Below are 12,333 nucleotides of genomic sequence, written 5' to 3'. Positions count from 1 at the left end.
AAAATGTTAAACTATACCCAACCGCACAATAGAGCACCCATGAGTGTCATTACCAGGGTCCAATATCCGCTGTGGATTAATATATATTTCCATGTTCTGCGTTCAAAAAGTCCATTGATGGCAATCAGAGGGAAAGCTAAGAATAAGCCAGACATAAAGCCATGTAGGGCACCATGTTTAAACGTTCGGAATGCCATGCCGTAATCATTCATGAAGGCGGTATAGGAGGGAAGAGCGTTCTCTATAAATTGAGGTCCGCCAATCATTCCTAAGGGGCCAAATTGATGTATGCAAAGCATTTGAAGGAGTAAGGCTAGCATAACAGAAAACACATAAGTTAATCCGAAAATTTTGAGCATACTGCCCTTTTTCAAATCTTCTTCAGAAAGACCGGTTTCTTTCATCCAAGCTTTAGCAAATAATACAGGGCTATACCACAATGACCCAATAATTAAAGGGATAATTGCGGAAACAAAAACTGCAGTAAAATTTATTTCCATATAAAAAGGTTTTGGTTAGTCTATCAAATGTAACACAAAACCTTTAAATTTTACTAATCAAATGACAATTAATCAATTTACAGTTAAGCTTCCTGCCAATTCTTTTAAATTGATTTCTGTTAGTTTTACAGTCAATTCGGCATTATTTAATCGCATAACTGCATTAGTATAGTTTTCTTGAGCGGTACGAAATTCTACAGTAGAAATGGAACCAATTTTAAACTTTTCTAAAGTAATATTCAGGTTTTGTTTGGCAATATTTTCATTTTGTTTTTCTAAATCTAAAAGGGCTAGGCCGGAAAGGTAGGATTGAAATAAAACGGCAACTTGACTTTGTATGGATTGTTTTTGTTGTTCAATTAGAATTTGAGAATTTTCAAGTTGAATTTTGGCTACTTTTTCATTTCGATTTTGATTGAAACCATCAAAAATATTCAATGTGGCAGTGAATCCATAATTGATATTTCTACCCGTAGATTCTGTAACGAAGCCAAATGGAGTTTGAGAGCGAACCAAATTGTATCCTGAGGTTAAAGTCACTATGGGGTATCGGTTGGCTTTAACTTGTTTCAATTCATATTCCTGTATTTTTTGATTAATGAATTGAACTTGAAGTTTTGGATTTTGTTGTAAAGCCAATTCGTTTATTTCATCAAACTTTAAAGTTTGGTCAAGCACAAGTTTTGTATCTACCTTAAAATCGAATTGTGGGGGTTGAACGAGTAGTTGATTCAATTGCACTTTGACAATTTGAAATTGCTCTTGTAGTGTTAATCGTAAGGATTTATCGGTGTTTAAATCTACCTCAGCATTGAGAACTTCCAATTTTGATGCTTTTCCTATTGTAAATCGGTTTTGAGCGGTTTTCAATCGAAACTCGGATACCGAAATTATGCTGTCAATATTTTGAATTTGTTTTTGAAAGTTTACCAATTGGAAATAGGTTTCATAAACTTCACTCAATCGAGTTAAAATGGACACTCTTAGTTCGGATTCACTTAGTTTTAGACTTTCTTTAAGTTGCTTATTTCGAGCAAACATTCTAAAACCATCAAAAATGGTCCATTCCAGTCCAACACCATAATTGATATTGATATTTTGAGCACCATCAATTTCTACATTTTCACCATTGGCAAAGGTTTGATCAATATTTAAAATAGTATTGTTGTTGGTAATTATTCCGTTTACTCGAGGAAGCATTCCCGCATTCCCTATTGATAGGTTTTCGGATGCTATTCGAACCTCGTTTTTAGCAATTTTAAGGTCAAAATTATTTTCCAAACATTTCTCTATTGCATTTTCAAGAGTCAGTAATTCTTGTGCACTGCTTTTGGGAAAAGGAATACTAAAAATCAGGATTATATAAAATAAGTTTCTCATGATTTTTGATTTAAAGGGATGATTCTTTATCATATTGGTCTAAGGTTTGTGCATCGTAAAGATGCTTTTTCTCTCTAGACCACATCAAATAGACCGCCGGAATAACATATAAGGTTAAAATTAATGAAAATACAGTTCCACCTACAATTACAATACCCATTCCCATTCTGCTTTGCGATGCAGCACCAAGTGAAACAGCAATTGGCATTGCTCCCAAAGCTAGGGTTAAACTTGTCATCAAAATCGGTCTTAATCGAGATTCTGAGGCTTTGACCACCGCTTCGTACTTAGAAAGACCTTGTTCTCGCAATTGATTGGCAAATTCTACGATTAAAATTCCGTTTTTAGTAACAAGACCTATAAGCATTACAGTGCCAATTTGACTAAAAATATTCCAAGTTTGATCAAAAAGCCAAAGAGAAAATAAGGCCCCGGCTACTGCCATTGGAACGGTTAGAATAATAATCATGGGGTCTATAAAACTTTCAAATTGTCCGGCTAATATTAAGAATATTAAGAGTAAGGCAAGACCAAAAGCAAAAAGGGTATTCGAATTACTTTCGGCAAAGTCTCTTGATTCACCTCCTAAATCGGTTGTGAAAGTATCGTCTAACACTTTTTCTTTGATGCGTTCCATAGCTGCGATACCATCACTTATACTTTTTCCTGGGGCCAGACCGGCAGATACGGTGGCCGACATGTATCGGTTGTTGTGAAATAATTGAGGAGGACTACTTTGTTCGTCAATTTGGACTAAATTGTCTAGTTGTACCAATTCACCCGAAGCGTTTCTTACATACAGTGAAGCGAGGTCTAAAGGTTGATCTCGGTCTTTTTTATCAAATTGACCAATAACTTGGTATTGTTTTCCATTCATAATAAAATAACCAAATCGCTGCCCACTTAAGGATAACTGTAGCGTTTGGGCTACATCCATTACAGAAATTCCCATAGATTCTGCCTTTTCTCTATTGATAGTAACGTAAATTTCGGGTTTATTAAATTTTAAGTTAACATCAGTAATTGAAAAAGTGGGGTCTTGAGCGGCTTCTTCCATAAATTGTGGAATTTTTTCTTCCAATTTTTCAAAGTTTTTAGCTTGAATGATAAATTGTATGGGCAATCCACCTCTTCTATTTACAGAAATTGTAGGTTGTTCTGAAACTGTAGTTTTGGCATCTGTAAACCCTTTTGTCCACTGAGTAAGCTTTGCAGCTACATCTTTTTGAGCGTTTTCTCTTTCTTCGGGGTCTACCAATGAAATTCGAGCAAATCCTCTATTTACAGCTCCAACTCCAAAACCGGGAGAAGTAACAATTAAACTTACTTTCTTCTCCGGAATTGAATCCGTGATTAACTCAGATAGATTTTGCATGAAACGATCCATATAATCGTAAGTGGCTCCTTCTTGTCCGGTTACATTTACCAATATCATGCTGCGATCGTCATAAGGTGCGGTTTCTTTTTGTAAGGTTGTATAAAAGTAAAAGGATATTCCTAAGCAAAACAGTAGAATTGGGAAGCTTAACCATTTTCGCTTCATAAAACCTTCTAGAGAACGAGCGTAACTTTTATTGAGATTTTCATAAAAAGGTTCTGTTTTTTCATAAAATTTGGATCGTTTTTGTTTGCCACCTTTCATCAAATAGGCATTAAGCATAGGGGTTAAACTCAAGGAGACAAAAGCAGAAATTAACACGGCTGCTCCAATAACAATTCCAAATTCTCTAAAGAGTCTACCTACAAAGCCTTCAAGAAAAATAATAGGTAGAAATACGGCAGCAAGTGTTACAGAAATAGAAATTACGGCAAAAAATATTTCATTAGAACCTTTAATGGCGGCTTCTTTTGGCGACATACCTTCTTCTACTTTCTTGAAGATGTTTTCAGTAACCACAATTCCGTCATCAACAACCAAACCCGTTGCCAAAACAATAGCAAGAAGCGTTAAAACATTTATAGAAAATCCACAAATGTACATGATAAAAAAAGTAGCAATTAAGGAAACCGGAATATCTATAAGTGGTCTAAACGCAATAGCCCAATCTCTAAAAAACAAATAGATAACAAGAGTTACCAATAATAGAGCAATCAATAAGGTTTCGGCTACTTCTAAAATAGCTTTCTTGATAAAAATAGTTGTATCTATGGCTACATTGAGTTCAAAATCTTTGGGCAAATCTTTTTGAAGCTCTTCATATTGTTTATAAAAGGCTTCAGAAATATCTAAATAATTGGTTCCCGGTTGAGGCGTAATGGCCAAGCCTATCATGGTTTGTCCTGAATCGCTTAGGCGAGTTTCTAAGTTTTCGGCTTCTAAACTGGCTTTCCCCACATCTGAAAGCCGAACTATTTGATCTGCTTCGGTTTTAATGATAATGTTGTTAAACTCTTCTTCCGTAGATAAGTTTCCCAATGTTTTAACGGTCAATTCGGTATTGTCACCGGTTAATTTACCAGACGGAAGTTCTACATTTTGTTTGTTTAAAGCATTCAAAACATCCGATGCAGTACAACCGTATGCGGCCAATTTTGTGGGGTCTATCCACAATCGCATTGCATATTTTCGTTGCCCCCAAATTTGTACACTACTAACTCCGGGTATCGTTTGTAGTCTTTGTAGGATAACATTTTCAGCATAATCTGTGAGTTCCAACACATTTTTATTCTCACTTTTCATCGTCATGGTAAGAATAGGGTCTGAGTTGGCATCGGCTTTGGAAACTACCGGAGGAGCTGTTAAGTCTTGAGGTAAGCTTCGGACTGCTTGTGAGACTTTATCCCGAACATCATTAGCGGCTTCTTCTAAGTCTTTACCCAAATTAAATTCAATAGATATTACACTGGTTCCTTGGGCACTGGTAGACGATATATTTCGAATACCGTCTATAGAGTTAATGGCTTTTTCGAGGGGTTCTGTAATTTGAGATTCGATAATATCTGCATTGGCACCGGTATAATTGGTTTGAACTGTTATTTGTGCCGGATCAATTGAGGGAAATTCGCGAACACCCAAATAGGTAAATCCAATGATTCCAAAAAGGATGATCATAAGATTCATTACAATGGTTAGAACAGGTCTTTTTATACTTAAGGTAGATAAGCTCATAAGTAATTCCGTTATTTTATTTTTAATTGTAATGAAGTTCCGTTTTTAAGAGCCATAATTCCGGAAGTAATTACGGTATCTCCGGTTTTTAATCCGGATAGAACTAAAATTTCTTTTTCCGTACGTGTTCCGGTTTCGATAATTTGTTCTTTGGCTTTGCCATTTTCAGAAATAAATACTTTTTTACCGTTTTGAATTGGAATAATAGCTTCATTTGGAATTAAAATCGCATCTTGAATCACAGCTAATGGTAAAATTATATTGGCAAATGATCCGGGTGTGAGTTTTCCATCTTTATTTTCACAAATGGCTCGTACTTGGAGTGTGCGTGTAGAGGTGTTTATTTCGGGTTCTATAGCATAAATTTTAGCGGTGTAGGAAGTGTTTTTGTCTGAAGTGTAAAATTTCAATTTTCCCTCTTTTTCAATAGCGTTTGCATATTTTTCCGGAACTGAAAAGTTAATTTTAACTTGATTGGAATTAACCAATTTGGCTATCGTAGAGGTAGAAGTAACAAAAGAACCCGGTGAAACGTATCGAAGTCCAATTTTTCCACTAAATGGGGCTGTAATAACGGTTTTTGATATTTGAGCTTGAATCAGTTGAACTTGAGCTTTACTGCTAATCCATTCACTACGGGCCACGTCATATTCTTCTTGACTTATGGCTTCTTTCTCTAGTAGTAATTTAGCTCTTCGTTCGTTTTCAGAGGCTAAATTTTGTTTGCTTTTTGCCTGTAAGAGTTGGGCTTGAAGTTCAATGTCATTTACTTTAAGTAAAACTTGACCTTTGGTTACTACCGAGCCTTCATCAAACCGAATGTATTCAATTTTACCGTTTATTTCACTTCTTATATCAGTGCTTTCATTGGCTTCTATACTCCCTGCTAGGGTTAATTCTGTTTCAAACATACGGGGTTTGGCAATTACCGCTTCTACTAAATTTTTATTTCCATTCCCTTTATTTACAGGGGCTGATGTTTCTTTTTCTTGGTTTTTGATAATGCGATAAACTATTAAAGATAGTAAGCCCAATGCTAACAGAAAAAGTAAAATGTTCTTGGTTTTCATAAGTTTTGGCAAAAATTGGAATGACAAAACTAATTTTTAAAAATGTAATTAACTCAAAGGTTTAATTTTATTTAACAGTCGTAAATTTTTATTTTTTTGTTTAATTTTTGTAAGATAAATATTTATTAAAGTATAAAATAATGCATTTCATCGAAAAAAGTGTACACTTAAACGAATTTTAACTATTTTTACTCTGTTAAACTAATACAGATGTGTTATGAATAAATATATTTTTACTTTCTTATTCATTTTTGTGAGTCTTTCTTCATTTGCAGGTATATCGGTATCGGAGAAAAAGGCTTTGGTTTCTATCTACCAATCATTGAATGGTAAAAATTGGAACACCAAATGGGATTTAAATAAACCGGAGACTACTTGGTTTGGTGTGCAAATTGCAAATAATAAAGTAATTGCTTTGGATTTATCCAATAATAACTTAACCGGAACTTTACCAGTTGAACTTGGTCAATTGGTTCATTTGCAAAAATTGAATTTATTCAAAAATAATATTGAGGGTCAAATTCCTAATGTTTTTGGGTCTATGAAAGATTTGCAAGTGCTGAATTTAGCTTTTAACAAACTTTCAGGGGTTTTACCCAATTCATTTGTAGAAGCCAGTTCGTTAAAGTCTATTGATTTGTATATGAATCAATTGTCGGGTGAATTGCCTGCACAAATTGGGAAACTTCAACAATTGGAAAACCTATCTTTGTACAATAATAATTTTAGCGGTGAATTACCAAAATCCATTTATGAGTTAAAAAATTTGAAAGTACTTTTATTAAGTAGTAATTCATTTTCCGGAAGATTGAGTTATGAAATTGAGAATTTAAAAGCTCTTGAAAATTTGAGTTTATTTGAAAACAATTTTGTGGGTCAAGTACCTTTTGAGTTGGAATCTTTAACACATTTGAAAGAAATGAACATCTCATACAATAAATTCAATGGATTAATATCTTATGCATTGGCAAAAAAAGATTCGTTTCAAATGATGATGTTAAATGATAAAGGAGTGGCATACAAACTCCCTTTGGTAACAGACAATACTGGAGTTGTAGGTTCGCCTGACTAATGATTTTTTAAACTTTTTTTTAAATAAAACCCAGCATAAATTTGTTGGGTTTTTTATTTTGTATAAATTTTCTTATTTTTCTTATTCAAATTTTTAAATTCTATAATTTTTTTATTTCCTTAAATTACATCATATCAATGTTATATTTTTTTATTTTTTTAAAGAAATTGTTAAATTAAATAAAATACTTCATCATTTTGTAAGTTGAAATAACCGGACTAAGGATTCATTTTTTGTAGAACAAATTCTACAAATAAATTTGATATTGTAGTACAAAACAAATGTTAATATGTGTTAATTTTGCTAAATTCATATTTTTTTAAATTCTAAAAACCAAAGAATTATAATTTGAAGATCAGTTTCTATTTGTAAACCAATATTGAGAAACTTTTTTTCATTTTTTTAAAAAATTAGTGAAAAGAAAAAATACCACATTATGGTTTCAAAAGTTAAAAGTTATCTTTTTCCGGAAATTAAAAATAAATCACGAAAAAAGCTGCATTATTCGTTGTTGGGATTGGTTGTTGCATTACAATTCATTTTGTTACTTATTGGTTATAACGAAGTTTTTAATCAAAAAAAGCTCAATTCAATTTCCGAAGATTTAGAAGCTTCAAAGTTATCAGATAAGTTGGTTTCTGATGCAAAGGTGTCTTATTTAATGGCTCAAAATGATTTTTATAAATTTTTATTAGCAAAAGACACCCTTGCTTTGAAGTCCTATTTTTCCGAAATGAGTGAGCTTGTTCATTCCCTAGATTCCATTAAGAATCTTCAAAATAATACGCGAACTTTTAACGGATTAATAAAGAATCATTCACAAATAAATCAAGATATTTCGTACTTAAAAATGAAGGTTGATTCCATGTTGTTGTACAATGATTATTTTGATTACAAAGACGATTCAGACCTTTTTAAAATTAAAGAATTTAAAGAAGATGAAATATTAAATAGTGTCGATGTTGAATCATTTGTTGTTGTAGATAGTATTTCAAGAAAAGGTCTTTTTAGTAGGTTATTAGCTGCATTATCCGGACGAATTGATATCCAAAAGGAAATTATGAATGTCAAAGTAACCATGAAATACGGTAAAAATACAGAGATTGGTAATGTTGAAGAGCAACTTAAATTGGCTTTTGAACATGTAACTAATCATTACAAAACACAATTTAAAAATTTACAAAATAATTACAATCTCATTCAGAATAAAGATCTAGAACTTTTGCACAATAATGCAAAAATGGAGCGTGTTGTCAATTCATTATTAGAAAGTTTTTCTCAAACAAGTAAGCAAGCTAAAGAACAGGTAGAGAACCAATTTGAAAAGCAAAAAGGGTTAATGGAAGGTTTTAAATTTGTAATTGTATTCGGAATCATAATTATTTTAATAGCTCTTTCATTTGTGTTAATTCAATTTACAAAAATGGCCTTTGATTATGAAGAAAAGTTAGAAACGGCTCAATTGCAGATTCAACAAAACTTAAATTTTAAAAATAGAATTGTTGGAATGATAAGTCATGAAGTACGATCACCCTTAAGTTTAATTTCAATATACAGTAAAATAATTCGTTCTAAAATTCAAGATGATGAAGTCAAAGAAGTTTTTCAATCTGTTGATTTCACAACCCATTCCTTACTTTTAATGTCAAATCAAATTTTAGAGTTTTCTAAAAGCGAAAATGCTAAATTGGAATTAAAATTTAACACGTACAATCTGTATGAGGATTTAACTAAAATTACAAACTCTCTAAAAGATCTGGTTGAATCCAAAGGAAATACACTCAAATTGAAAATTCAAGTTGACAAAAGCACAATGGTGTTTTCAGATGCTGTCAAAATTCATCAATTACTCTATAACATTGTAGGGAATGCAAATAAGTTTACAGATAAAGGAACGATTTCAATAGATGTAAAAGAAAATTTTATCGATTCAAAAAAACTCGAATTAAAATTTGAAATCCAAGATACAGGTAGAGGGATTTCAGAAACCGATTTGAAATACGTTTTTGAAGCCTATCATCAAGGTACAATTTCCGAAAATGTAAACGATTTAGGAGCTGGTTTAGGACTCAACTTATGTAAAGAAATTGTTGAGCTTTTTAATGGTGAAATTAATTTGTCAAGCGAAGTTCATAAAGGAACCAGAGTAGAATTTAACATTTTTGTAGATAAAATATAATAAAAGCCCATACATGAAAAGTTTTTTAATAGCAGACGATCACGCCGTAGTAAGACAAGGATTAAGCTTGATTTTGAATGATATGTACCATAATCCTATTATTTATCAAGTAGGAATGCTCGATGAAATTCTCGAAGTCATTCAAGTTCAAATAATTGATGTACTTATCCTGGATATTGCCTTTCCGGAGGGAGATAGTATTCATGTTGTTCAAGAGGCCAAAAAAATTCAACCTAATTTAAAAGTTTTAGTTTTTTCAGCTTATGATGAAGAGATTTATGCTTTAAGATATCTTAACAGAGGAGCCGATGGTTATTTAAGTAAATTAAGTCCCGATGACATTATAAGAACCGCTATTTCATCAATTGTAAGGGAAGGAAAGTATGTAAGCGATAAAACTAAAGAAAAAGCGTTCTTATCTTATGTTAAAGGAGAATCTTTAAACGAATTGGAACAACTATCAAATAAAGAAATTGAAATAGCTAGATTGTTGATAAAAGGCTATGGTAATTTAGAAATATCCAATATTTTAGGTATACAAAAATCAACGGTTAGTACGTACAAAAGTAGAATTTTTGAAAAGCTGAGTATTGACAATGTAGTTGATTTACTTCAAATTTTTAAATCCAACAACTATTGATTAACTCCTTTTGGTTTCGGGTTATATCATAGATTACCTATTTCAAACATATAAAAAAAATGAAATGTTTTCAATTTCAGAAGATTATGTTTCAAATTGAATGCTAAACCTTTTTTATATTCAACATTTGTAAAATTTTGGAGTATCTGATAATTCTAGAATTTTATCGATGAAATGTATTACACTCTATTTTTTGTAAGAAAAAATTTTAAATATTTAACATTCAATGTAGTTTTTTTTAGTTTGTATTGTAGAACAAATTCTACATTTGTTTAAATGTAGTTCTACAACTTCTTTAAAATCAGTAATTTATATTTGTTCGCACTATCTAACCGTAACATTGTTTATCTCTAAGAAGATGAATAGTGTTTCATAGTGCTTTTTATAAATTAAATTTTATCGAAAATGATTAAAATTACAAAACAGAAATTAAATAGGCCCCTATTTGTAATTTCTAAACCTAAAAAAGACTACCTTATTTTAAAATTGATTTTGTTACTCTTTGTAACAAATGTTATCCAAGCCCAGATTTATGGAGACTTTCCTTATGGTCAGACATTTCTATCTGGGACACAGCCATCAGAAGTCTCTTTGTTAGTTCCTCAAAACAATGCCGCTAACTCAGCCACATTCACATCTGAAGGCTTACAGTTGACACCTGCTTCCAACGGAAGGTTTGGAGCTGTATATGTTGCAACAAAACAATTTAGTTCCTTAAATGGAATTAAGATTGAGTTTGAGTACGGCATGTATGGGGGGAGTGGTGCTGATGGAATCTGTATGTTTTTATTTGATGCAAGTGTGGGAGTTCCAACAATTGGAGCAAATGGAGGTGCTTTAGGTTACAGTTACAATAGAGCAAATCAAACCTTTTCATTTGCTAGGCAAACCGGCTTAACCGGAGCCTACCTTGGTGTAGGACTGGATGGATTCACTAATTTCAAAAGGAGTGTATTTGAAGCAAACCTCAGAAATAATGGAGTGCCCAATACTACTTTTACTCAACAATTAAGTCATGTAACTTTAAGAGGAGCAAAAGGAGTTCAAATAGATGCTTCTAAAGGATTAGGAGACGGGTTTACAGGATATCCAACATTGACAACTAAGTCAACTTTAAGCTCATCAATTGGTTCAGCTACCATTAATCCTTCAACCGGTTTGTTTACTACAGGACCCGGAATGAGTGAAAATTTTAATTTGAGAACAAGTGCTTTGTCTTGGGATCCATCAAATGCTAATTACAGAAAATGTTATGTCGAATTAATGCCACATCCAAGTGGTGGATTTTATGTAACGGTAAAAATTCAACACGGAAGTACAATTTCAACCGTTATAGACAATTATTGGTATCAAACCTCTTATACCTACATAGAAAATGCAAATCCGGCAGTTTCGGATTTTGAAGCATCTAATTTACAAGGCCCAAATACAGTTCATACTTTAAGCACGGTTCCGCCTGCATTATTTAAAATTGGTTTTGGAGCTTCTACCGGAGGATTAAACAATATTCATCTTATCAGAAACTTAAAAGTTTCATTGCCTTTTGCAGCAGAGGCTGTTGCAGACAATGCCGAATTTTGTTACGGAGAAACTGCTGAAATTAGCCCATTTTTAAATGATATTGCTTACACGGGAAGTATAGCTATGGGCCCAACGGCTTCAAGTGCTAATATAGATCCAAATTCTTTTCAATTTGTTGATTCTAATGGAGTAGCACAAGGACAAAATTATTTTATTCAAGGTGTAGGGACATGGGTTTTTAATCCCGCTACAAATAAAGTTTCTTTTAATCCGGTTCCGGGGTTTAATTCAACAGTTTCTGTTCAATACAATATTAAAGGTTTAAATCCACCCTTTAATGATGATGCTTACAGAAGCCAATTAGCCACAATTACAGCGGTTTATGAAGATTGTTCGGCAGATTTAATGGTTTCAAAAGTCGTAAATATCAATAATCCTTTTGTAGGGGATAATGTTGTTTTTACTATAGCAGTTACAAACCAAGGTCCTTTAAATGCTACCAATGTTACTGTTGCAGATTTGTTACCTTCTGGTTTTAATTTTATCAATGCTATTCCTTCTGTAGAAACATATAATAACTCCACAGGAAATTGGATTATTGGAAATTTAAGTGCTGGAAGTGCTGTTACTTTGACTGTAGAGGCTCAAGTTAATGCTGTGGGGAATTTTGTAAATACAGCCACAGTATCAGGTGATGAGGAAGATTATGTAGTGTCTAACAATACAGCTTCTGTTGCGGTTTATCCTGTAAATGTTATAGATGCCGTTCCAGATAGTAATTCAACACCAGTAAACGGATTAACGGGAGGTGATGCGGGTATCAATATCTTTGACAACGACACGTTAAACGGACAACCGGTAA

Annotated in this window: 8 protein-coding genes; 4 read left to right on the top strand and 4 right to left on the bottom strand. The window is 32.7% G+C overall.

The features are described 5' to 3' along the window. Positions 1 to 11 precede the first annotated feature (11 nt). From V7M80_RS11065 to V7M80_RS11050, 4 genes are all read right to left on the bottom strand, one after another. Positions 12 to 500, bottom strand: coding sequence for a DUF1761 domain-containing protein (locus tag V7M80_RS11065; RefSeq protein WP_333696120.1), 489 nt, complete (start codon positions 498 to 500; stop codon positions 12 to 14). A 72-nt stretch (positions 501 to 572) separates the two neighbouring features. Beyond that, a complete protein-coding gene (locus V7M80_RS11060) occupies positions 573 to 1,880 on the bottom strand; it encodes a TolC family protein (protein WP_333696119.1) in 1,308 nt (435 codons plus the stop codon). 10 nt (positions 1,881 to 1,890) lie between these two features. Then, positions 1,891 to 4,989, bottom strand: a complete 3,099-nt coding sequence (locus tag V7M80_RS11055; RefSeq protein WP_333696118.1) for an efflux RND transporter permease subunit — start codon at positions 4,987 to 4,989, stop codon at positions 1,891 to 1,893. Positions 4,990 to 5,000: 11 nt separating this feature from the next. Then, positions 5,001 to 6,059, bottom strand: coding sequence for an efflux RND transporter periplasmic adaptor subunit (locus V7M80_RS11050; RefSeq protein WP_333696116.1), 1,059 nt, complete (start codon positions 6,057 to 6,059; stop codon positions 5,001 to 5,003). Between the two features lie 217 nt (positions 6,060 to 6,276). On the opposite strand from V7M80_RS11050, the gene V7M80_RS11045 reads away from it, so the two are divergent. The 4 genes from V7M80_RS11045 to V7M80_RS11030 all read left to right on the top strand — a co-directional run. Beyond that, positions 6,277 to 7,131, top strand: coding sequence for a leucine-rich repeat domain-containing protein (locus tag V7M80_RS11045; RefSeq protein WP_333696114.1), 855 nt, complete (start codon positions 6,277 to 6,279; stop codon positions 7,129 to 7,131). Positions 7,132 to 7,567: 436 nt separating this feature from the next. Further along, positions 7,568 to 9,310 carry a sensor histidine kinase gene (locus V7M80_RS11040; RefSeq protein WP_333696112.1) on the top strand — a complete coding sequence of 581 codons (1,743 nt, stop codon included), beginning with the start codon at positions 7,568 to 7,570 and terminating at the stop codon, positions 9,308 to 9,310. A gap of 13 nt (positions 9,311 to 9,323) precedes the next feature. Continuing rightward, complete coding sequence (locus V7M80_RS11035; RefSeq protein ID WP_333696110.1) at positions 9,324 to 9,950, top strand: response regulator transcription factor; 627 nt, start codon at positions 9,324 to 9,326, stop codon at positions 9,948 to 9,950. A 405-nt stretch (positions 9,951 to 10,355) separates the two neighbouring features. Next, positions 10,356 to 12,333 (top strand): hypothetical protein (locus V7M80_RS11030; protein WP_333696108.1); only part of this gene is annotated, 1,978 nt, incomplete at its 3' end.

It is taken from the genome of Flavobacterium sp. (assembly GCF_036759525.1).
In the GTDB taxonomy this organism is placed as follows: Bacteria; Bacteroidota; Bacteroidia; order Flavobacteriales; family Flavobacteriaceae; genus Flavobacterium.
This window is presented reverse-complemented; position numbering and strand designations above follow the sequence as displayed.

Bases quoted from the DNA above. Each gene is read 5' to 3' on its own strand.
- V7M80_RS11065 (WP_333696120.1), bottom strand. From the start codon at position 500: ATGGAAATAAATTTTACTGCAGTTTTTGTTTCCGCAATTATCCCTTTA.
- V7M80_RS11060 (WP_333696119.1), bottom strand. From the start codon at position 1,880: ATGAGAAACTTATTTTATATAATCCTGATTTTTAGTATTCCTTTTCCC.
- V7M80_RS11055 (WP_333696118.1), bottom strand. From the start codon at position 4,989: ATGAGCTTATCTACCTTAAGTATAAAAAGACCTGTTCTAACCATTGTA.
- V7M80_RS11050 (WP_333696116.1), bottom strand. From the start codon at position 6,059: ATGAAAACCAAGAACATTTTACTTTTTCTGTTAGCATTGGGCTTACTA.
- V7M80_RS11045 (WP_333696114.1), top strand. From the start codon at position 6,277: ATGAATAAATATATTTTTACTTTCTTATTCATTTTTGTGAGTCTTTCT.
- V7M80_RS11040 (WP_333696112.1), top strand. From the start codon at position 7,568: ATGGTTTCAAAAGTTAAAAGTTATCTTTTTCCGGAAATTAAAAATAAA.
- V7M80_RS11035 (WP_333696110.1), top strand. From the start codon at position 9,324: ATGAAAAGTTTTTTAATAGCAGACGATCACGCCGTAGTAAGACAAGGA.